At 70.4% G+C, this 21532-nt stretch carries 22 protein-coding genes and 2 tRNA genes; 10 read left to right on the forward strand and 14 right to left on the reverse strand.

All coding sequences use genetic code 11. The annotated features are described in order from the left end of the window. Positions 1-2 precede the first annotated feature (2 nt). The 9 genes from ABTY98_RS21860 to ABTY98_RS21900 are packed head-to-tail and all read right to left on the reverse strand — an operon-like array spanning position 3 to position 3150. Entirely contained in the window at positions 3-419 is a 417-nt protein-coding gene (locus ABTY98_RS21860) for a hypothetical protein (protein ID WP_352222592.1), read from the reverse strand. Then, a complete protein-coding gene (locus ABTY98_RS21865; protein WP_352222594.1) occupies positions 416-592 on the reverse strand; it encodes a hypothetical protein in 177 nt (58 codons plus the stop codon). The genes ABTY98_RS21860 and ABTY98_RS21865 overlap by 4 nt, the downstream gene beginning before the upstream one ends. Beyond that, positions 589-1521 carry a hypothetical protein gene (locus tag ABTY98_RS21870; protein ID WP_352222595.1) on the reverse strand — a complete coding sequence of 311 codons (933 nt, stop codon included), beginning with the start codon at positions 1519-1521 and terminating at the stop codon, positions 589-591. The genes ABTY98_RS21865 and ABTY98_RS21870 overlap by 4 nt, the downstream gene beginning before the upstream one ends. Beyond that, positions 1518-1718, reverse strand: a complete 201-nt coding sequence (locus ABTY98_RS21875; protein ID WP_352222596.1) for a hypothetical protein — start codon at positions 1716-1718, stop codon at positions 1518-1520. The genes ABTY98_RS21870 and ABTY98_RS21875 overlap by 4 nt, the downstream gene beginning before the upstream one ends. Next, a complete protein-coding gene (locus tag ABTY98_RS21880) occupies positions 1715-2095 on the reverse strand; it encodes a DUF6907 domain-containing protein (RefSeq protein ID WP_352222597.1) in 381 nt (126 codons plus the stop codon). Before ABTY98_RS21880 ends, ABTY98_RS21875 begins: the two co-directional genes overlap by 4 nt. Continuing rightward, complete coding sequence (locus tag ABTY98_RS21885; protein WP_352222598.1) at positions 2092-2397, reverse strand: hypothetical protein; 306 nt, start codon at positions 2395-2397, stop codon at positions 2092-2094. Before ABTY98_RS21885 ends, ABTY98_RS21880 begins: the two co-directional genes overlap by 4 nt. After that, on the reverse strand, positions 2394-2540 hold the full coding sequence (locus ABTY98_RS21890; RefSeq protein WP_352222599.1) for a hypothetical protein: 147 nt from the start codon (positions 2538-2540) through the stop codon (positions 2394-2396). Before ABTY98_RS21890 ends, ABTY98_RS21885 begins: the two co-directional genes overlap by 4 nt. Beyond that, positions 2537-2758: a hypothetical protein gene (locus ABTY98_RS21895; protein WP_352222600.1), complete on the reverse strand. Its 222-nt coding sequence runs from the start codon at positions 2756-2758 to the stop codon at positions 2537-2539. The genes ABTY98_RS21890 and ABTY98_RS21895 overlap by 4 nt, the downstream gene beginning before the upstream one ends. Beyond that, positions 2755-3150, reverse strand: a complete 396-nt coding sequence (locus ABTY98_RS21900) for a hypothetical protein (protein ID WP_352222601.1) — start codon at positions 3148-3150, stop codon at positions 2755-2757. The genes ABTY98_RS21895 and ABTY98_RS21900 overlap by 4 nt, the downstream gene beginning before the upstream one ends. Before the next feature lie 176 nt (positions 3151-3326). Here ABTY98_RS21900 and ABTY98_RS21905 point away from each other — a divergent pair, with 176 nt between their 5' ends. The 3 genes from ABTY98_RS21905 (at position 3327) to ABTY98_RS21915 (ending at position 4209) form a co-directional block, all read left to right on the forward strand. Further along, a complete protein-coding gene (locus ABTY98_RS21905) occupies positions 3327-3599 on the forward strand; it encodes a hypothetical protein (protein WP_352222602.1) in 273 nt (90 codons plus the stop codon). A 126-nt stretch (positions 3600-3725) separates the two neighbouring features. Further along, positions 3726-3824, forward strand: a tRNA-Ser gene (locus ABTY98_RS21910). 312 nt (positions 3825-4136) lie between these two features. Then, positions 4137-4209, forward strand: a tRNA-Arg gene (locus ABTY98_RS21915). A 376-nt stretch (positions 4210-4585) separates the two neighbouring features. On the opposite strand, the gene ABTY98_RS21920 is transcribed toward ABTY98_RS21915, so the two are convergent. Both ABTY98_RS21920 and ABTY98_RS21925 read right to left on the reverse strand, forming a co-directional pair. Next, the gene (locus ABTY98_RS21920; RefSeq protein ID WP_352222603.1) at positions 4586-6892 is read right to left on the reverse strand and encodes a TolB-like translocation protein; all 2307 of its coding nucleotides are present in this window, start codon (positions 6890-6892) and stop codon (positions 4586-4588) included. A 98-nt stretch (positions 6893-6990) separates the two neighbouring features. Beyond that, positions 6991-7512, reverse strand: coding sequence for a hypothetical protein (locus ABTY98_RS21925; RefSeq protein ID WP_352222604.1), 522 nt, complete (start codon positions 7510-7512; stop codon positions 6991-6993). 353 nt (positions 7513-7865) lie between these two features. Here ABTY98_RS21925 and ABTY98_RS21935 point away from each other — a divergent pair, with 353 nt between their 5' ends. The 7 genes from ABTY98_RS21935 to ABTY98_RS21965 all read left to right on the forward strand — a co-directional run bounded on the left by ABTY98_RS21935 (position 7866) and on the right by ABTY98_RS21965 (position 17572). Next, a complete protein-coding gene (locus ABTY98_RS21935; RefSeq protein ID WP_352222606.1) occupies positions 7866-8738 on the forward strand; it encodes a DUF2797 domain-containing protein in 873 nt (290 codons plus the stop codon). 303 nt (positions 8739-9041) lie between these two features. Further along, entirely contained in the window at positions 9042-9782 is a 741-nt protein-coding gene (locus tag ABTY98_RS21940; protein ID WP_352222607.1) for a response regulator transcription factor, read from the forward strand. Further along, positions 9779-11410, forward strand: coding sequence for a sensor histidine kinase (locus ABTY98_RS21945; protein WP_352222608.1), 1632 nt, complete (start codon positions 9779-9781; stop codon positions 11408-11410). Before ABTY98_RS21940 ends, ABTY98_RS21945 begins: the two co-directional genes overlap by 4 nt. A gap of 14 nt (positions 11411-11424) precedes the next feature. Further along, positions 11425-12918 (forward strand): bifunctional glycosyltransferase family 2/GtrA family protein, encoded by a 1494-nt coding sequence (locus ABTY98_RS21950; RefSeq protein WP_352222609.1) that lies wholly within the window; start codon positions 11425-11427, stop codon positions 12916-12918. Next, the gene (locus ABTY98_RS21955) at positions 12915-15185 is read left to right on the forward strand and encodes a glycosyltransferase family 39 protein (RefSeq protein ID WP_352222610.1); all 2271 of its coding nucleotides are present in this window, start codon (positions 12915-12917) and stop codon (positions 15183-15185) included. Before ABTY98_RS21950 ends, ABTY98_RS21955 begins: the two co-directional genes overlap by 4 nt. A 114-nt stretch (positions 15186-15299) precedes the next feature. After that, complete coding sequence (locus tag ABTY98_RS21960) at positions 15300-16682, forward strand: MFS transporter (RefSeq protein ID WP_352222611.1); 1383 nt, start codon at positions 15300-15302, stop codon at positions 16680-16682. A 155-nt stretch (positions 16683-16837) separates the two neighbouring features. Continuing rightward, complete coding sequence (locus tag ABTY98_RS21965; RefSeq protein ID WP_352222710.1) at positions 16838-17572, forward strand: TetR/AcrR family transcriptional regulator; 735 nt, start codon at positions 16838-16840, stop codon at positions 17570-17572. 3 nt (positions 17573-17575) lie between these two features. Here ABTY98_RS21965 and ABTY98_RS21970 read toward each other — a convergent pair whose 3' ends face one another. The 3 genes from ABTY98_RS21970 to ABTY98_RS21980 form a co-directional block, all read right to left on the reverse strand. Further along, on the reverse strand, positions 17576-18052 hold the full coding sequence (locus tag ABTY98_RS21970) for a PPOX class F420-dependent oxidoreductase (protein ID WP_352222612.1): 477 nt from the start codon (positions 18050-18052) through the stop codon (positions 17576-17578). Between the two features lie 48 nt (positions 18053-18100). Beyond that, positions 18101-18922, reverse strand: a complete 822-nt coding sequence (locus ABTY98_RS21975; RefSeq protein ID WP_352222613.1) for a YceI family protein — start codon at positions 18920-18922, stop codon at positions 18101-18103. A 112-nt stretch (positions 18923-19034) separates the two neighbouring features. Next, positions 19035-21500 carry an MFS transporter gene (locus ABTY98_RS21980; RefSeq protein WP_502994309.1) on the reverse strand — a complete coding sequence of 822 codons (2466 nt, stop codon included), beginning with the start codon at positions 21498-21500 and terminating at the stop codon, positions 19035-19037. Between the last annotated feature and the right edge of the window lie 32 nt (positions 21501-21532).

The following is a 21532-nucleotide window of genomic DNA, read 5'->3' on the forward strand; positions in this document are numbered from 1 at the left end:
GGTCAGTCGGTCTTGCGCTTCACGACGGGCCGGATCTTCGAGGCGGCCCAACCGGCGGCGAGGATCACCCCGGCCAGCGAGACACCCACGAATGGGGCGTTGGCGGAGACGGTGCCGATGATCCCCATGAGCGTGCCGCCGACCAGGACCACGACCGCACAGACGGCGGCCGTGCAGACGACGACTACGGCGAGGATCAGGAACGTGATGATGATCAGCCGCTGCATTTCCGGGGACAGGCCCTGCTGCACCGGCATCTGCACCACGACCGGGGGCGGGGGCTGGCCGATGGTGAAGTGGACCGGTCGACCCTGCTGGTCGTACAGGACGTTCGGTGGCCGGTGGTGGGCGGGCGCCTGCTCGGCGGCCGGGACCACGTAGGAGCGGTACGGCTCAGGGACGTTGGACGGCTCGGTCATCGCGCCCACCTCCACAGCCGGGGCAGCAGCGTGCGGGCCAGCAGGGCGAGGACGACGGCGGCGGGTACGGCCTTCACCGCGGCCGCCAGGACCACCGCGGCGGCCAGCGTGACGACGGACGGGAACAGGACCCACAGCAGGGCCAGGACGGCACCGAACAGGAGCGGCTTCACGACGGCTCACCGCCCTCGGCGAGAGCCTTCTCACGGTCGTACAGGGCATCGATCGCATCCCAGCCGCCGACTAGGCCGCGCGCGTTCATCGCCGCCCGCATCGCCTCCCGGAACTTCCGCTTCGACGGCGGCGGATCAGTCGCGTAGAGCTCGGCGGCGAGCATCCCGAGAGCCTTGTACCGGTCCTCGGCGGGGGGTGTGCCGCCACCGTGACCGTCACGTGTGCCGGGAAGAGCCAACTCCCCCGTGCCACCTGCGGAATCAGCATCCGGCACACCCCCGGCGAGGAGGGCCTCAAGGTCGTGGTCGGAGACCAGGGCGGGCAGGTCGGTGTGCCAGTCCGGCACGGGGTGACCGTCAACGATCTCCGCGTACTTCTCGTAGGCGTCGTGGGTGGTGGTGATGGCGTCCGCCTCAGCCTCCCGGGAGGCCTTCACGATCTCGGCGGCGGCCTTCGTCTCGTCGGCGCGTGCCGCGGCGACGGCACGGGACACGGCGATCCGGTCACGGGTGCCGGCACGGGTCCGGTCGATGGCGGCCTGCGCCCTCGGGCTGATCCGGGTGCGGTCCCGGTCGATCGCCATGACGAGCGTCATCTTGGCGAGGACGGGGACCAGACCGCCCACGACCGCGGCGAGGACGTCACCGGCGAGCAGCCCGCGCGTGACGAGGATCGCCACAGTGAGGGGCAGAAACACCCAGCCGATGACCTCCGGCAGCCGAGCACTGGAACCCTGCCGGCGGTGCGCGGTCTCCTGCGCAAGGGCGTACAGCCACACCGCGTCGTAGAGGACGGCGACGCTGTAGGCGAACGCGGGTTGGGCGGTGGCGGTGAGGATGCCGCCGATTGCAGCGACGGCCCACACGACCGCGACCGCGGTGAGGATGCTGGGCAGCACCCAGGGGGCTGCCTTCTTGACGTGCTTCATGCTTCACCGACTTGGGGTTCGGAGGTGCGGACGATGCGGTGCGCGCACAGCTGGACGCCTTCGCGGTCACGCCGGTCGTTGGCTTCGATCAGCGCGGCCATGAGGGCGGGGACGGGCGGGAGCGGCCGGGCCGACCGGGCGGCCGCACGGATGGCGGCGCGCTCGGTCGGACGGCGGACGTGCGAGGTGCGGCTCACTGCGTGCCCCCGTCGAGGATCCGGGCGAGCTGGTCGGCCATGTCGCGCAGCCGGTCGGCGTACCCGTCGAGGGCCGCGGCGAGGTCGTACAGCTGGACCGGGCTGAGGGTCTTGCCCAGAGGGAAGACCGAGACGCCGGCCGACCGGCCGCCCAGCTCGGGGGCGGACGACGTGGCGAAGGGGGACTGCACGATCTCCGCAGCGAGCAGGTCCCTGCCGAGGTAGACGCACTCGACGAGGTGGCCCGCGTGGATGAGGTCGGCCCGCTGTGTCTCGGGGTCGTGGTGCTGGTGGCCGGCGCACCAGGCGGGTTCGGGAAGGGTGACGTCCCCGAAGTCCTCGGTGGGAAGGGTGACGGTGCGGGGCTCGGTGCTCACCGGGTCTCACCCCCGCTGGCGATCTCGCGGAGGTCCGCAAGGTATTCCTCGGAGGTCCGGTAGCGGGGCGGCCGGGCCGTGCTCTGCTTTCGCAGGAAGGCGGCCTCCCACTCCAAGCCATTCGTGGCCTTGCCGCTGAGGACGTCCCTGATGGCGAGCTGGATCAGGTGGACGCGCTCCGAGATGCAGCCCTCGTAGCGGACCAGGTCCATTCGGTCGCCTGCCGGGTCGGGCAGGGTGAGCGTCTCGCTGATCGCAGCGAGCAGGTCACGGACCGGCTCGGGAATGTCGGTGGCGGTCATCGGCGGACCCCCTTGCGGATGGTGCCGGTGACGCCGGCCTCGGTGATCCGGACGGTGACCTTGCGGCTGATGATCCCGGCGGCGATGAGACGCCGGCCGGGGACGGCCCGCTGTGTGCGGGCCGTCTCGGACTGGTTCGTCACCGGGCACCCCCGGTGCTGGCCGTGCGGTGGCTGGCGATGAGATCGGCGATCTCGCGCATGCGGGCCTTCGGGTCGGCAGCCTCGGCGATCAGCTCGATGACCAGGTTGTGGAAGTCGTCCAGGGCGGGGCTGCCGAGCCCGGCCGCGGTGTTCGCGGTGTGGTTGGCGTTGAGTTGGCCGATGATCCGGTGGGCGGCGGGGCTGAGGGTGGCGGTCACCGGGCACCCCCGGCGAACGCGGCGATCAGGGCGACGGCGGCGACGTACTCGGCCTTACGCGGTCGGTAGGCGGCGACCAGGCGGCCGACCTGCGCGAGCGTCCAGTGCCCGACGGCGCGCGTCTGGTGGGCGCGGCCACCCTGGACGGTACGGCGGGTGCGGGACTGCGCGGCGGGGGAGACGTCGAGCCGCTTCGCCACCGAGCGGAGGCCGTTGACCACACCGGTCACGGCGTCCTTCGCGACACCGGAGGCGATGGCGACGGTGGCGAGGGAACGGGGGCGACGGTGGCAGCTGGTGGCGAGGCGGCCGGCGGCGGCGCGGAGGCGGAGGGTGGCGCGGAGCGAGCGGCGGTTGGCGCGGCGCTCACGGCGAATGGAAGGATGCGTCACAGCGGACTCCTGTCGAGATCAGGTTGTTCCGTCAGGCCCCGGCCGGTGTTGGTAGCACCGAGCCGGGGCCGTTCCGTTTCCGGATGACCGAACCTTGTAGATACAGAGTATCCGGAACCTTGTAGATACACAAGACCCATGGGAGGATCCGTGTGTCTACGGAGATAGGGAGAGCGATGACCGAGCAGCCCGAGGCGGGGCCGAAGCGGCACACGACGGCGAAGCCGATCCGGGTCCCCGAACCCCTCTGGAAGGCCTACGGGCGCGTCTGTGAGCGGCTTGAGACGGACCGCACGAAGGATCTGCTCGACCACATGAGAGACCGCATTCGGGAGCACGGCACCGACGAGGACGCGGCAGACCTGGAACGCGCCGAGCAGGAGATCGCCGAGCGCCGAGCACGCAAAGGCGGCCGACCGCCGGGACGTGCCAACGACCCCAAGAAGTAGCGACATTCGGGCGCCTCGGGTGCTGGCACAGATGGCACGGCGATGGCACCAAGAGGCCGATACGCGTTCCGGCGAGGATCAACGGGGCCGGATGGCGAAATGGGCCTGACCTGCGGCGGAACGTCTGGAGGAGTCCACGGCCGACGCCGTCAGACGAACCCCAACACACTGCTAATGCGGTTTGGGCCTTAAAGCCCATCGAGGGTTCAAATCCCTCCGCCTCCGCACCTGACTCAGGGAGCTCAACCATTTTCGGTCTGGGCTCCCTGATTCGTTTTACGGGTCCGTATTGCCGCGCCTTCGCCCAGCTGTGATCCCGGCAACTCCTACCGCCTGTCGGCGTCCCGGACCGCCGGGCACCACCTCCCGACAGCCGGCCAACCGTTGCCCGCAAGACCGCTCAGATATGGCGTTTCCGCAGGTCACAAGGGGTGCACCTAACGGATTTCACATGGCGGCGGCAGTCATGTAATGTTCTTCCTGTCGCCGCGAGCGGGCCAGAAGGGCCGGGAGCGAAGACAGAAAACAAGAGAACAAGCACTCGTAGCTTAACGGATAGAGCATCTGACTACGGATCAGAAGGTTGCAGGTTCGAATCCTGCCGAGTGCACACAGGTCAAAGGCCCCGGGTTACTCCGGGGCCTTTGACGTTTCGCTGCCGACAGCCTAGGGACACCGGCTCCCAAGCTCTTCGCCGTGGGCGGCCAGGTCACCCATGACGTGTACGCCAAAATGACCTAGCTGTAGGACCGCCGTGCCCGGTCACGGCACGCCAGGCCCCGTCGGGGACCTGTAACGAAAGGCAGACCTCTCATCGAACCGACGTCGCTGTTCTCCGCTCCGGAAGGGCAACCTCGCCGTTCCACCGCCGTATCACCGCCTCCGACGACCGCGCCCTTCCAGGCCCCGGACTTCGGAGAGGACGAGATCTTCTTGTCCGAGGACGCACAACCGCACCGCCCAGCAACTGTCTGAGGTGTTCCCGCTTACGAGAGGCTGCCGGGGCGGACCGTGAGGTAGGTCCACGGGGTCCATGTGCTGCCGGTCTGGGCGGCCTTGGACGGTGGCGTGTAGTGGGCGCGGATGCGGTAGTGGTCGTTGCTCGTGAAGAGCTTGAGAGATCGGCCGTAGCCGTACCAGCCGTCGGAGTACAGGGGCACGCACCTCTGCGAGGTGGCCTGGTGCCAGGCTCCCGAGTAGTAGTGCTCGACGTACACCGACGTACAGCCGCTGGACTGACGGGGCGTGACCTGGACGTTGAAGCCCATGTTTACTTCTGACTTGTAGAAGACCTGGTAGGTGGTGGATCCGATGCGGGTGGTGGCGAGCGGCCACTGCATCTGCGTCCGGACCGTCGGCGTGAGGATCGCGTTGTTGGTCACCGTGCGCGGGGAGTAGCGGTAGTCACCCGCGAAGGCCGCGCTGAAGACGGTGTTGCGGGTGATCTTGTAGGACGCGACGAGGTTCCCGTGAGCGTCGGCCTTGGCGCTCTTGAGCAGTGTCCGGGACTTGCCCGCGGGCTGGTCGTACAGCGTCACGGAGCGGGAGTTGTACGTGGTCCCCAGATGCGCGGTGACCTTGACGGTCGCGCCGGAGTGGTACGACTTCGCGTCGGTGGTCACGTTCAGGGTGGGGGTGGCCCGGGACACCTGGACCTTCGCCGACGCCGTGACCGGGAGGTAGGACGTGCCGCCGTCGTAGGTGAAGGCGTACGTGTTCGCGCCGCCGACCTGCGGGGTGTCGTGGAAGGCGAAGCTGCCGTCGGCGGCGACGGAGACGGTGCCCACCGAGTAGCCGGAGGGGTGCGCCAGGTCGGTCTTGACGATGTGCACCGCACCGGTCTTCACATGCGCGTGCGGCCAGGTGAGGTGCCCGGTGGCGGTCAGCGGCGCGGCACGGCCGGAGGTGGCGGGACCGGTCAGCGTCAGCGTGGGCGCGTACTTCGCGACGGGGACGGCGAAGGTCTGGGTGGCCGGGCCGTAGTGGCCGCTTCCCGCGTAGTCGACGTTGAAGCTCAGCGGGCCGGTGAGGGGAGCGGTGCCGGCGACGTAGTAGGAGCCGAAGAAGTCGGCGGTGCCGGCCGGGGTGGTCGTCGGGTCCGGGACGAGCACACCGTCCGGGTCGGCGTCGTCGTAGCGCGTGATCCGGACGGTGCCCGGCAGCAGGGTCTGGCCGGTGCTCAGCGTGAGGTACGAATCGAAGCTCGCGCGGAACGAGTAGGCCTCGCCGGGGGCGAGCGGGGTGGGGGCCGAGCTTCCGATGAGCCTGACCCGCGCGGACTCCGGGTTACGGGCTATTCGTAGCGTCGGTGTTCCGCCGGAGGAGTCCACGGCCACGCCGTAGAGCCGGCTGCCGTCCGGCGCCCAGGCGAGGCCGTGCGGGGCCAGGTGCAGCGGAGCGTCGATCTCGTACAGGTTGTAGCTGCCCTCGCCGGTTTCCGGGAAGGCCTCGAACCCGTAGTTGCAGCCGCAGCCGGCCACGGTGCCGTCCGGGGCCACGGCGACGGACTTGCCGGCCAGCGTCTCGGGGAAAAGCCCGTCCACGGTCAGATCCGAGACGCGGTACCGGTTGGCGGTCGCCTTCAGCCACGACGAGACCGCCAGATGCCGGCCGTCCGCCGTGACCGCGAGGCCGCCCAGGTCGGGGACGGGCAGCGCCGTCGCGGCCTGTCGGGTCAGGGCCTCGCCGTCGGCCCGGTATGTCACGACGGCGGAGGTGTCGCCCGTCTGCGCGGCGGCCGCGAGTACGTCGGAGGGCGTGGGTGTCGTCGCCAGCGTCGGCGGCGCCGTCCAACTGCCGGAATCCTGCGCCAGGGTGACCGCACCGGTGCCGTCGACGGATCCGATGCCGCCGGCGCCCGCCGTGCCGTATCCGAACCAGAGGGTGCCGCCGGCGACGGCCAGCGAGTCCGGATGGGTGCCCGCGCCCGTGCCGTAACGAGCGGACTCGGTCAGGTTCTCCGTGCTGATCACCGCGATGGCGTCCTGGCCCGGGAGGGCCGCGTACAGCGTGGACCCGTCGGCGGAGACGGCGAGACCGGTGGCCCCCGGCTCGTTGCTGATCAGCGACGGGTTCCCGCCGTCGAGGTCGGTGACGAGAATGCCGTCGGTTCCGGCGCCGCCGCTGATGAACAGATGCCCGTGCGGAGTGTCCACGACCATCTGCGCGAAGTGCGCGATCGGCAGCGGTTTGTCCGACGCCGCGTACGAGGCGACCGCGCCGGGACCGATGGCGGTCGTCAGCCCCAGGAACAGTGCTGCGGCGGTTGGCAGCGAGAAACGCGCCGACTTCACAAAAGGCCCCCCACATAACCTTCACGATCAAGGGGCGCAACCTAACACAGCGAATTGACAGGGGGCGTGGGGGGCCGGGGATCGGCCGCCACCGCGGCTCACGCCGTGGTCAGTACGCGGGTGCGCTCGCGGCCGCGGAGGGTCTGGCCGCGTACGACGATGATGCCCAGGCGGATGACGACCTCGCTGACGGCCATCAGGACGAGGGCGGCGACCCATGCCTGTTCGCTGGTGATGTCGTGGGTGGTGGAGAAGCGGGCTATGTGGGTCGCGCCGGAGGAGTGGGAGGTCCAGATCGCGAAGGCCAGGCGGAACCCCATGCTGAGTACCCACAGGGCCGCCGCGCCCACGGTCGCCTTGACCCGCACGTGCCCGTCCGCGTACCGGACCCGGGTGAGCAGGCCGCCGGCCACACCGCAGGCGACGCCGATGCCGGCGAACGTCGCCATGAGAACGAGGTCGTTGCCCGCTGTCGGGATCTCGTGCAGGTAGCTGGTCGCCACCCAGGTGACCAGGCCCAGGGGCAGCAGCAGTCTGAACGCCGTCAGCCTCTCCTCCCGCATCTGCCTGATGACCACGAGGATGAGCGCCACATCGATGATCCAGTCGGAAATCGTCATGCCCCGACTATCCGGTTCCGACCCTTTCCGGCACTTGGACCCATGGGTGGAAGCAGGGTGGAAAACGGGTGGATGCGGCAGCTCTACCCGGCCCCGGGCGCAGTGGGCCCTCGGAGCGCGGGACACGGGCGCGCGCGGCGGCCACCTCGGATGCGTGGGGTGCCGGCTGGCGGGCCGGGGACGGCGTACCGGGTCCGTGCTCGAGCCGGTGACCGCCACCGGGGACCGGGCCGGCGACCGCGCGGGCCGGCGGCTGATCGAGGGGCCACGGCACCGGAACGGCGTCCGAGACGAACCCACGGTGCCCGCCCGCCCCGCCCCGTTGTCAGTGCTGCCCTCTACGCTCGCGAGTGATGGCACAGGTGTGGAGATGTTCGGGGCTGCGGTGGTCGGACGACGGGCCCGTGCTGCTGTGGAGCGGTGGGCGGCGCAGTGTGCTCGGGCCGGGGAAGCGCGTCGCCTTCAGGACGGCCGACGGGGGTGTGCGGGAGTGTGTCGGGGCGCGTGGGCATCCCTGCGCGGTAGGCGCGTCCGTGTCCGGCCGGAGTACCGGCGCGCGCTGCGAGGAGTGTGCCCGGCTGGACCGGGCGCACTCCGTGGCCGCCGACGGCATCGCCGATGATCCCCGGCCGTATCACGTGTATCTGGCCTGGTTCGGGCCCGGAATGGTCAAGGTCGGGATCACCGCCGTCGAGCGTGGATCGGCGCGGCTGCTGGAGCAGGGGGCCGTGTGCTTCAGCTGGCTGGGCGCCGGGCCGCTGATGGCAGCGCGGCGGGCCGAGGAGCTGTTGCGGGCCGCGCTCAGGGTGCCCGACCGGATTCCCTACGGCGACAAGCGTGTCGTACGGGCCGCCCTGCCGGGAAGCGACGCCGAACGGGCCGCGGAGGTCGTGGTGTTGCATGGACGGGCCCTGGCGCTGGGTGCGTGGCCCGAGGCCCTGGTTCCTGAGCCGTGCCAAGTCGTCGACCATGTACGGGTGTTCGGGCTGGACGCGGTGCCCGCAGCCGTCGGCGAGGTGGTCGAACTGGTCGCGGGCGGCGTGGTGAACGGTGAGCTCGTCGCGGCCGCCGGGCCGGATCTGCATCTCGCCACCCGGCGTGGGGTCGTCGTCCTCGACACGCGCTTGCTGCCCGGGTGGGAGCTGACCGCCGTCGAAGCGGGCGCGGAGGATGAACTCGGCGTACCCGTACGGGAGTTCACCGCACCCCAGGAGGGGCTGTTCTGACCCGCGCCGAACGCCCGGGAAGGATCCGCGAAGAGCCCTGCCAAGGTCCGCCCGGATTCACTCCACAGGCGCCCGGCCGCCTGCCCCGGTACGCTCTCATCAGCGGTTCATCGGCGTTTCATCAGCGGGCCGGGGCGCACACCGGACGGACATGATCCGCACAGCCCGGGGCGGGCGCGGTCACGAGTTCGTGCGCACGTGATGGGATTCCCAGGCGTTCCCTGAGAGGCGCCTGTGTGTTTCTTAGGGAAATCACAGATTAGTGAAAGCGTGTTCTCAGAGGACCCCGACAAGGTGTCCACCATGACCACGACCTCGCCCCAGGGGCGCACCGAACTGGTGAGGCCGGACGGGAGCCCCGTCCGAGTGCTTGTGGTGGACGACGAGCTGTCGATCACCGAACTCCTCTCCATGGCCCTCCGTTACGAGGGCTGGCAGATCAGGAGTGCGGGTGACGGGCAGGGTGCCATCCAGACCGCCCGGGAGTTCCGGCCCGACGCCGTCGTCCTCGACATGATGCTGCCCGACATGGACGGCCTCACCGTTCTCGGTCGCCTGCGGCGCGAGCTCCCCGACGTGCCCGTGCTGTTCCTCACCGCGAAGGACGCGGTCGAGGACCGGATCGCCGGTCTCACCGCTGGCGGCGACGACTACGTCACCAAACCCTTCAGCCTCGAAGAGGTCGTGGCCCGGCTGCGCGGGCTCATCCGCCGCTCCGGTGCCGCCGACCGGCGGTCCGACTCGGTACTCGTCGTCGGTGACCTCACCCTGGACGAGGACAGCCACGAGGTCACGCGGGCCGGGGACTCGATCCACCTCACCGCCACCGAGTTCGAGCTGCTGCGCTTCCTGATGCGCAACCCGCGGCGCGTGCTCAGCAAGGCCCAGATCCTGGACCGGGTGTGGTCGTACGACTTCGGCGGGCAGGCCAACGTGGTCGAGCTCTACATCTCGTACCTGCGCAGGAAGATAGACGCCGGCCGGGAGCCGATGATCCACACCCGGCGTGGGGCGGGTTACCTGATCAAGCCCGCCGCGTCATGAGCGGACGACGACGGCCGCGTACGCAGAAGCGACGAGCAGGACAGCCGCGCACCCTGCGGACCCGGCTCGTCGTCGTGTCCGTGACGCTGATCGCCGTGGTCTGCGCGGTGATCGGGACCGTCACCACCCTCGTGCTGCGCGACCACCTGTACGGGGAGCTGAACAGCAACCTGCGCGAGGTCGCACTGCGTGCCGCCGGCGGGCCGGTGGGCGGCTTCGACGGCAAGGGCAGCCCCCCGGCCGGCAACGCCGACAAGCTCAAGCCGGAGCAGAAGAAGACCCTCGCAGAATTCGTCGCCAACGGGCCGCAGCCGCAGCGGACGCTCGCGGCCCAGGTCGAGAACGGGTCGATCACCAGCGGCAAGGTCGGCACCAAGGAGAACAACTCCGCCGGCTACACCCAGATGACCCCCGCGACCCTCACCGAGGCCCAGCTCAAGGTGCTCGGTTCCGTCGCCCAGGACCAGAGGGCGCACACGGTCGACATCCCGGGCCTCGGCACGTACCAGGTCCAGTACGTCGTGGGCAACAACGGCACCTTCTACGTCGGTATCCCCACCTCCGACGTCGACGGCACCATCAACACCCTGATCATCGTCGAGATCAGCCTCACCCTCTCCGGCCTGATCGCCGCCTCCCTCGCCGGCACCGTGATGGTCGGCGTGGCCACCCGGCCGCTGCGCAGGGTCGCCAACACCGCCACCCGCGTCTCCGAACTCCCCCTGCACACCGGCGAGGTCAACCTCAGCGAGCGGGTCCCGGAGTCGGAGTGCGACCCGCACACCGAGGTCGGCCAGGTCGGCTCCGCGCTCAACCGCATGCTCAACCACGTGCACGGCGCCCTGCACTCCCGTCAGCAGAGCGAGATGCGGGTACGGCAGTTCGTCGCCGACGCCAGCCATGAGCTGCGGACCCCGCTCGCCTCCATCCGCGGCTACGCCGAACTCACCCGGCGCGGACGGGAGGAGGTCGGGCCCGACACCCGGCACGCCCTCGGCCGTATCGAGTCCGAGGCCGGCCGGATGACCCTCCTCGTCGAGGACTTGCTGCTGCTCGCCCGCCTGGACGCGGGCCGTCCGCTCCAGTTCGAGCACACCGACCTCATCCCGCTCGTCGTCGACACCGTCAGCGACTCGCGCGCGGCCGGCATGGACCACAACTGGCGGCTGGATCTGCCCGACGAGCCGGCGCTGGTGGCCGCCGACGCGGCCCGTATCCAGCAGGTGCTGGTCAATGTGCTCGGCAACGCGCGCAAGCACACCCCGCCGGGGACGACCGTCACCGCCCGTGTGCAGCGGCGCGGGCCCTGGATGTGCGTGGACGTCGAGGACAACGGGCAGGGCATTCCGCCGGATCTGCTGCCGCACGTCTTCGAGCGGTTCGCGCGCGGCGACTCCGCCCGGTCGCGGTCCACCGGGTCCACCGGTCTGGGGCTCGCCATCGTGCAGGCCGTCGCGTCCGCGCACGGCGGTGCCGTCACCGTGGACAGTGTTCCCGGCTGCACGGTGTTCACCCTGTATCTGCCCGCGCTTGCCCCGGCTGCTCCCCAGCCCGCCGCCGAAACCAACTGGCAATCGCACTCACAGGCACAGCACAGTGCCACCACATGGGTGCAACAGGGCGCTTGACCAGAGTCGTTCCCATGCGAACCGACTCTTCTCCCGGCACCCTGCCGGCGCGGGAGCACCTCCCGGCCGGAGCCGCCGGTACGCCTGTCCTGGACGTAGTGATCCCCGTCTACAACGAGGAGAAGGACCTCGGCACATGCGTCGTCAGACTGCATGACCACCTCAAGCGCACCTTCCCGTACGCGTTCCGCATCACCATCGCGGACAACGCGTCCACGGACACCACTCCCCAGGTGGCGAAGCGGCTTGAGGCGGAGCTGGCCGAGGTCAAGTCGTTCCGGCTGGAGCAGAAGGGCCGCGGCCGTGCGCTGCGGACCGTCTGGTCGGCCTCGGACGCGCCGATCCTCGCGTACATGGACGTGGACCTGTCGACCGACCTGAACGCGCTGCTGCCGCTGGTGGCACCGCTCATCTCCGGCCACTCCGACCTGGCGATCGGTTCCCGGCTGGCCCGCTCGTCGCGCGTGGTGCGCGGCGCCAAGCGGGAGTTCATCAGCCGCTCGTACAACCTGATCCTGCGCGGCTCGCTGCAGGCCCGCTTCTCGGACGCGCAGTGCGGCTTCAAGGCGATCCGGCGCGATGTCGCGAAGGTGCTGCTGCCGATGGTCGAGGACACCGGCTGGTTCTTCGACACCGAGATGCTGGTGATCGCCGAGCGCGCGGGTCTGCGCATCCACGAGGTGCCGGTCGACTGGGTCGACGACCCCGACTCGACGGTGCACATCGTGAAGACGGCCACCGACGACCTCAAGGGTGTGTGGCGGGTCGGCAAGGCCCTGGCCACCGGTTCGCTGCCGCTGGACCGGATCGGCCGCCCCTTCGGCGACGACCCGCGCGACCGCGACATCCAGGACGTGCCGAAGGGCCTGGCCCGTCAGCTCGTCGGCTTCTGTGTGGTCGGCGCCCTGTCGACCCTGTTCTACCTGGTCCTCTACAGCTTCTTCCGGCAGTTCCTCGGCTCGCAGATCGCCAACGCGCTCGCGCTGCTGGTGTCGGCCGTGGCCAACACGTCGGCCAACCGGCGCCTCACCTTCGGGGTGCGCGGCCGGGGCGGAGCGGTCCGGCACCAGGCACAGGGTCTGGTCGTCTTCGGTATCGGCCTCGCGCTGACCAGCGGTTCGCTCGCCGCCCTGAACGCGGCGAGCAGCGACCCCGCGCACTCCACCGAGCTGGCGGTGCTGGTCGCCGCCAACCTCGCCGCGACCGTCCTGCGCTTCCTGCTCTTCCGCGCCTGGGTCTTCCCGGACCGCGACGGCAGCCGGCAGCCCTCCTCCACGGTGGTGGCCACGCACACCCCGTCGTCGCCGACGTACACCACGGCCCCCCGGGGACACCAGCCGCAGGGCCCGCTCCCGCAGCGCCCGGCACACCAGCCCTACGCCGAGGGCGGCACCACGACCACCACCCAGTTCCGCGCCGGTGAAGCCGCGGACGGCACCTGGAGGGACGCGACCATGCAGTTGCAGCCGGTGCGTCCCCATGACACCGATCCGGGGGATGCCCGATGAGCAGCACCCACACCGACCACCCGACACAGTGGGGCCCGGCCCCCACGGCTCCCCCGCCGCCCCGGCACGCGCCGGACGTCCGGGACGACCAGGACATCCCCGCCCCACCAGTGCCGCAGGCGGGCTCGGGCGAGCCCCAGCAGCCCTTCGTCCGCAGACTCTGGCGCGGCCGCCCCGATGACCCCCGCTGGGCGCGGCCGGCCTTCCTCGGCCTGCTGGTCGCCACCGCGGCGCTCTACTTCTACAACCTGAGCGCCTCCGGCTACTCGAACTCCTTCTACTCGGCCGCCGTCCAGGCGGGCACCAAGAGCTGGAAGGCACTGTTCTTCGGTTCGCTGGACGCGGGCAACGCGATCACCGTCGACAAGCCCTCGGCGTTCCTGTGGCCGATGGAGATCGCGGCCCGGATCTTCGGCCTGAACTCCTGGACGATCCTCGGCCCCGAGGTCCTCATGGGCGTCGGCACGGTCGCGGTCGTCTACGCCTCCGTGCGCCGCCGGTTCAGCCCCGCGGCCGGTCTGATCGCGGGCGCCGTGCTCGCGCTCACCCCTGTCGCGGCGCTGATGTTCCGGTTCGACAACCCGGACGCGATGCTGGCCCTGCTGATGGCACTGGCCTGCTACTTCGTCGTCCGCGCCGTCGAGGACGGCAGGACCAGGTGGCTGGTGTGGGCGGGCGTGGCGATCGGCTTCGCCTTCCTCGCCAAGACCCTCCAGGCCTTCCTGATCCTGCCGGCGCTGGCGTTCGTGTACGCGGCCGTCGGCCCGCGCCAGCTGAAGAAGCGGATCGGTCAGCTGGCCCTGGCGACCGGCGCGCTGATCGTCTCCGCCGGCTGGTGGGTCGCGATCGTCGAGCTGTGGCCGGCCTCCTCCCGCCCCTACATCGGCGGTTCGCAGAACAACAGCTTCCTGGAGCTGACCTTCGGCTACAACGGCCTCGGCCGGATCAGCGGCGACGAGACCGGCAGTGTCGGCGGCGGTGGCGGCGGTACCGGCACCGGCCAGTGGGGTGCCACCGGCTGGGACCGGATGTTCAACTCCGAGATCGGCAGCCAGATCTCCTGGCTGCTCCCGGCCGCGCTGATCCTGCTGGTCGCGGGCCTGGTGGCGACGCGCAAACTGAAGCGGACCTCGGTGACCCGGGCCTCGTTCCTGGTCTGGGGCGGCTCGCTGCTGATCACCATGGTGGTCTTCAGCTACATGGCCGGCATCTTCCACCAGTACTACACGATCGCCCTCGCCCCCTACATCGCCGCGGTGATCGGAATGGGCGCGGGCCTGCTGTGGGAGAAGCGCGCCGAGCTGTGGGCGTCGATCACCCTCGCCGCCGTCGTGGTCTCGGCCGCGGTCTGGGGTTACGTCCTCCTCAACCGCACCTCCACCTACCTGCCCTGGCTGAAGTGGCTGGTCCTGATCGGCGGTCTGGCGGCCGCGCTCGGCCTGATCTTCGCGGGCCGGATCAGCCGCCGACTCGCCCTCGGGGCGGCTGTGGTGGGCCTGGTGGCCGCGCTGGCGGGCCCGACGGCGTACACCCTCAGCACGGTGGACTCCGCGCACACCGGCTCCATCCCGACGGCGGGCCCGGCGGGCGCGAGCATGATGGGCTTCGGGGGTGGCCCCGGCGGGGGCGGCGGCCGAGGCGGCGCGGGCGGCGTCGGTGGCTTCGGCCAGGGCAACAACGGCACCACCCAGAACCAGCAGGGTCAGAACGGCCGGCAGGGCTTCCCTGGTGGCGGCAACGGCGGCTTCGGCGGCGGCACCGGCGGCGGTATGCCGGGCCAGAACCAGCAGGGCCAGAACGGGAACGGGAGCACGCAGAACGGCAACGGCTTCCCGGGCGGCGGTCAGACGGGCGAGGGCGGCGGCATGGGCGGCGGCGGTGGCGTCGGCGGCCTGCTGAACGGGGCGACCGTCACCTCCGAGGCCAAGAAGCTGCTGGAGAAGGACGCGTCCAAGTACACCTGGGTCGCGGCGGCCATCGGCGCCCAGAACGCGGCGAGCTACCAGCTGGCCACCGACGACTCGGTGATGGCGATCGGCGGCTTCAACGGCACCGACCCGTCCCCGACGCCGGCCCAGTTCAAGGAGTACGTGGCGGACGGCAAGATCCACTACTTCATCTCCTCCGGCACCGGCACCGGCGGCGGCATGGGCGGCAGCAGCAGCGGCACGTCCTCGCAGATCACCTCGTGGGTCGAGAAGAACTTCAAGAAGGTGACGGTCGGTTCGTCCACCTTCTACGACCTCACGCAGAAGGCGAGCAGCTAGCAGCCGGCAGTAGCCCGAAACCAGGGCCGAAGTAAGGGGCGGTGACCATGGTCGTCGCCCCTTGCTTCATATCTGCGTTGTACGCCGTATAGGAGCTCCCTTACGGTGTACAGCATGACTTCTCAGGGCCACCCCCAGCGCTGGCTGATCCTCGGTGTCATCTGCCTCGCGCAGCTCACCGTGCTGCTCGACAACACCGTTCTCAACGTGGCCATCCCCTCCCTCACCCGGGAGCTGCACGCGGCCACCGCGGACATCCAGTGGATGATCAACGCGTACTCGCTCGTCCAGTCCGGCCTGCTGCTCACCGCCGGCAGCGCGGCCGACCGCTACGGCCGCAAGAAGATGCTGATCACCGGCCTGGTCCTGTTCGGCGTGGGTTCGCTGGCCGCGGGACTGGCCGGTTCCACGGCCCAGTTGGTCGCCGCGCGGGCCGGCATGGGCGTGGGCGGCGCGCTTCTGCTCACCACCACCCTCGCCGTGGCGATGCAGATCTTCACCCCCGACGAGCAGCCCAAGGCGATCGGCATCTGGGCCGCCGTCAACGCGCTCGGCTTCGCCGCAGGCCCGCTGATCGGCGGGTTCATGCTCAACCACTTCTGGTGGGGCGCGATCTTCCTGATCAACCTCCCGGTCGCGGCACTGGCCCTGGCAGCGGTCGTAGTCCTGGTCCCCGAGTCGAAAAACCCCCAGGGCGACCGCCCCGACCTCCTCGGCGCGCTGCTCTCCACGATCGGCATGGGCGCACTGGTCTTCGCGATCATCTCCGGCCCGGATCACGGCTGGACGTCGGCGTGGGTGCTGGTCACGGCGACCGTGGCGGTCGTGGTCCTGTCCCTGTTCGCGTACTGGGAGAGCCGGATCCCGTACCCCATGCTCGACCCCCACTTCTTCAGGGACCGCCGCTTCACGGGGGCCGTCGCCGGTGCGGTGCTCATCACCTTCGGCATGGGCGGAGCGCTGTTCCTGCTCACCCAGCACCTGCAATTCGTCCTCGGCTACGGCCCCTTGGAGGCAGGTCTGCGCACGGCACCGCTCGCACTCACGGTCGTCGCCCTCAACTTCACGGGCCTGTCGGCCAAGTGGGCGACAAGGCTGGGTACGCCGGTGGCGATAGCCCTGGGGATGCTGCTGATGTCACTCGGGCTGGTGTCCATCGCCGTACTGGATTCGAGCGGGTACGGCGGCACGCTGCTCGGTCTGCTGCTGATCGGAGCGGGGTGCGCCATCGCCAACCCGGCGATGGCGCACGCCATCATGAGCGCGATTCCGCCGGAGAAGGCCGGGGTGGGGGCCGGGATCAACGGCACCCTGGCCGAGTTCGGCAACGGGTTGGGGGTTGCGGTGCTGGGTGCGGTGCTGAGTTCCTGGGTGGCGTCGGGGAAGTCGCTGTCGGCGGGGCTGGGGGCGGGGCAGTTGGTGGGGGCGGTCGCCGTGGTGGTCGGGGGGTTTGTGGCGGCGGGCCTTCTCAGGAGGGCGGAGAGGAATGCCCCCTGAGGGGGAGGGGGTATGTGTCGTTTTGGGGGGTGCGGGTTGTGGGTGGCTGGTCGCGCTCACGCGGCGGTAGCCGCATGTCGGACATAGCCCCGCGCCCCTAAAGAGGCGTTGCAGCTTTAGCATCTTGAGAAGTGATCGTCGAGGAGGGGGTCGTGATGGCGCGGGCCAGTGTGTGGCTGGAGGAGAAGGCCCACAAGGGCGGCCGTACCGGGCAGCCCTCCGGGCTCGACCGCGATCGCATCACCTCGGCCACCGTCCGGCTCCTCGACTCCGACGGGCTCGACAAGTTCTCCATGCGGCGTCTCGCGGCCGAGCTCAACGTGACCGCCATGTCCGTGTACTGGTACGTCGACACCAAGGACGACCTGCTCGAACTCGCCCTCGACGCGGCCTTCGGAGAGCTGCGGCTGCCCGAGGTGACCGACGGCGACTGGCGGGAGCAACTGCGGGCGCTGGCCACGGAGTACCGCGCGCTGCTGGTCCGCCACCCCTGGCTCTCCCCGCTGGCCGGCCGTTACCTCAACGTCGGCCCCCACTCGCTGGCCTTCTCCCGAGTGGTCCAGCAGGTCGTGCGTCGCGCCGGCCTGCCCGCCCACGGGGTGACCGGCGCGATCTCGGCGGTCTTCCAGTTCGTCTACGGCTACGGCACGATCGAGGGCCACTTCGCCGAGCGGGTGGCCGCGGCCGGCATGACCCCGGACGAGTACTTCAGCACCGCGATGAACGCGGTGACCGAGGCCCCCGGCACCGCGCAGATCATCGAGGAGTCGAAGGACCTCATGGCAGCAAGGGGCGGCGACACGGTCGCGGAAATGCTGGACCGGGACTTCGCATTCGCCTTGGACCTGCTGATCGCGGGCATCGAGGCCAAGGTGACCCGACCCACCTGAGGGCTAGGGGGCGTCCGGCGAGGCCAACCGTGCCGGGAATCCGCCGGTGGCGACCGGCCCCCACTTCTCCGGCGTCACCCGGATGATCGACTTACCCTGCTTCAGCATCGCCGCCCGGTACTCGTCCCAGTCCGGATGCTCACCGGCGATGTTCCGGTAGTACTCGACCAGTGCCTCCACGGACTCCGGCGAGTCGATCACCTCGGCACGGCCGTCGACCTGGACCCACGGCCCGTTCCAGTCGTCGCTCAGGACGATCACGCTCACCCGCTCGTCCCGCTTGGCGTTCCGGGTCTTGGCCCGTTCGGGGTAGGTGGAGGCCACGATCCGACCGGAGTCGTCGACCCCGCAGGTCAGCGGCGACCCCTGGGGGCTGCCGTCGGCGCGGCGCGTGAGCAGGATCGCGCGGTGGCGGGGCCGTACGAAGTCCAGCAGTTCGTCGAGGGATACGGCGGTGTTCGTCGCGATGTTCGGTGCCATGCCGCCAGCCTAGGCCGACGGGACCCGCCCCGCCTGTCCCTGCTGCGCCTACGCCTGCGGCAGTGACTCCCCCTGTACGGCCTGGACCTCCAGCTCCACCTTCAGCGTCGTACCGATGGCCGCGATGCCCGCCTGGACGACCTGGTTGTAGTTCATCGCGAAGTCCTCGCGGTGCAGCTCGGTCGTCGCGCGGAACGCGGCCCGCGTGCCGCCCCAGGGGTCGGCGCCGGTGCCGAGGTAGGCGAGGTCGAGGTCGACGGGTCGTACGACACCGCGCATGGCCAGCTCGCCGTGGACCGTCCAGCGGTCGGAGCCGGCCGCCGTGAGACCCGTCGAGGTGTACGTGAGTTCGGGGTAGCGCTCGACGTCCAGGAAGTCGGCCGAACGCAGATGCGTGTCGCGCATACCGTTGCCGGTGTCGATGGAGGCGGCCCGGATGACGGCCTGGACACGGGACTTGGTGACGTCGTCGGGCGCGATCTCGATGGCCGCCGTGAAGTCCGTGAAACGGCCGCGGACGCTGGAGATGCCCAGGTGCTGGGCGACCGCGGCGACCGTGGAGTGCGCCGGGTCGACGGTCCACGGGCCGGGCGGCGGCAGCTCGGTGCCGCCCTGCCGGGCGAGCGTGACCGTGCCGACCTCGGCGCGGCCGCTGGCGGTGACGATGGCGCTGGAGGCGGCGGGCGCGTAGCCCACGGCGGTGACGATGACGGTGTAGGCCCCGGGCGCGAGCGGATTCGGATCCCGTACCGTGCCCTCGTCGTCGGCCTCGGCGCGCAGCACCTGCGTGCCGGTCATGTCGGTCACCGTGACGACCGCGTGCGACACGGCCCATCCGTCCCGGGTGCGGATCCTCGCGGTCAGTCCCATCCCGAATTCTCCCTGAAAACCGATCTAGAGGCGTGAAAAGCCTTATAAATTGCGCGGATTGCGAGCGGCCCGGGGCAGCCGATGAACCATCGCTGCCCCGGGCCGGGGTGAACTACTCGCCGGGGTGGGAGAGTTCGATGTCGTGCCCGTCGACACCGGCGCCGGTGACGTTGAGGGCCGTGGCGACCGGCGGGTAGCCCGTCGCGATCACGGTGTAGTCACCGCCGTCCAGGTCGGCGAAGGCGTACGCGCCGTCCACGCCGGTGGTGGCCGTGCCGACCACGTTGCCGGCCGCGTCCACGAGGGTGACGCGGGCGTCGGCCAACGGCCCGTGCGGGGCCCGTACGACACCCTGCAGCTGGGCGCCGGCATCCAGGTCGACCTCGATCCGGGTGACCCCGGTGGTGCCGATCTCGACCGGCAGGGCGCGGGGGCGGTACCCGGCCGCGTTCACCGCGACCGTCACCACACCCGGCACCAGCTCGCCGAAGACGAACTGGCCCTGCTCACCGGTGGCCGCGGTGGCCAGCAGGTCGCCGCGCACGTCGGTGACGATCACCATCGCGTCCTTGACCGGCAGCGCGCTGCCCGCGCCCCGCACCACACCGCTCAGCCCGCTGGTGCCGCTGAGCAGGATGTCGTACGACAGCGGGTCCTCGCCCACCACGACGGTGGAGGCCTGCGGCTGGTAGCCGTCGGCGGAGGCGATCAGCACATACGAACCCGCGCCGGGCGCGTCCAGCCGGTAGGAGCCGTCGTAGGCCGCGACCGAGCGGCCCAGCTGGCGGCCGGAGAGCGAGATGAGGGTGACCGCGGCCTGGGGGACCGGGGCGCTCTCGGCGCCGCGGACGAAGCCGTGCACGGGGGTGCCGCCGGAGCCCGCCGACTGCTCGGGGGCGGCGATGGTCGCCACGGCGGCGAACTGCCGGGTGGCTTCCGGAGCGGCTTCCGTGGTGCTGCTCACGACCGGGGCGGCCCAGCCGGGGACCGTCTCCTCGGCGGTAGCCGCGACGGCGGCAGCGGCCGGGGCCGGGGTGGCCTCGCTGTCCTGCGCCTCGGCGGCCTGGGCGAGCCCACCCTTGGTCTTCAGCGGGACCTCCTTGATGAACAGGGTGATCAGGAACGCGAGGGCCGCGAGGCAGCCGGCGATCAGGAAGACGTCGGCGATGCCGTGGCCGTACGCGCTCTGCATGAGGGTGCGCAGCGGGACGGGCAGCTTGCTCAGGTCCGGGATGCTGTCGCTGGACGAGCTGGAACCGGCCAGGGCGGCCTGGTACTTGGGGGAGAGGGCGGAGACGCCCTCCGACACGTAGTGCGTGATCCGGTGGGACATCACCGCGCCCAGCGCCGAGACGCCGACCGCACCACCGAGGGAACGGAAGAAGGTGACCGTGGAGCTGGCCGAGCCGAGGTCGGAGGGGGCGACCTGGTTCTGCGTGCACAGCACCAGGTTCTGCATCATCATGCCGATGCCGAGACCCAGCAGCGCCATGAAGATCGCCATCTTCCAGTACGTCGTGTCGTACCGGATGGTCCCGAGCAGGCCCAGGCCGGCCGTCACGAGCACGCCACCGCTGACCAGCCACGCCTTCCAGCGGCCGGTGCGGGTGATGAACTGCCCGGAGACGGTCGAGGAGACGAACAGTCCGCCGATCATCGGGATCGTCATGACACCGGACATCGTCGGGGACTTGTCGCGGGCCAGCTGGAAGTACTGGCTGAAGAACACCGTGCCGGTGAACATCGCGACACCGACGAACAGGGAGGCCAGCGACGCCAGGGTGATGGTGCGGTTGCGGAACAGCCGCAGCGGGATGATCGGTTCCTTGGCCTTCGACTCGACCAGGATGAAGATCAGACCGAGGGCGATCGAACCGCCGACCATCGCGTACGTCTGCCAGGAGATCCAGTCGTACTTGTCACCGGCGAAGGTGACCCAGACCAGCAGCAGCGAGACGGCGGCGGCGACGAAGAACGCGCCGGCCCAGTCGACCTTGACCTCGCGCTTCAGTACGGGCAGGTGCAGGGTCTTCTGCAGCACGATCAGCGCGATGACGGCGAAGGGGACACCGACGTAGAAGCACCAGCGCCAGCCCAGCCACGAGGTGTCGGTGATGACACCGCCGAGCAGCGGGCCGCCGACGGTGGCGACGGCGAAGGTCGCGCCGAGGTAGCCGGAGTAACGGCCGCGCTCACGCGGCGAGATCATCGCGGCCATGACGATCTGGGCGAGGGCGGACAGACCGCCGACACCGATGCCCTGGACGACACGGCAGGCGATCAGCATGCCGGCGTTCTGCGACAGGCCGGCGGCCGCGGATCCCAGGACGTAGATGACCAGGGCGATCTGGACGAGCGCCTTCTTGTTGTACAGGTCGGCGAGCTTGCCCCACAGCGGGGTGGCCGCGGTCATGGACAGCAGGGCGGCGGTGACGACCCAGGTGTAGGCGGACTGGCCGCCGCCCAGGTCGGTGATGATGTGCGGCAGGGCGTTGGTGACGATCGTGGAGGACAGGATCGCCACGAACATACCGAGCAGCAGCCCGGATATCGCTTCCATGATCTGCCGGTGCGTCATCGGGGCCTGCTCGAGGGAGCCTCCCCCGTGCT

The sequence above is a fragment of the Streptomyces sp. NPDC096040 genome (assembly GCF_040303265.1).
Lineage (GTDB): Bacteria > Actinomycetota > Actinomycetes > Streptomycetales > Streptomycetaceae > Streptomyces.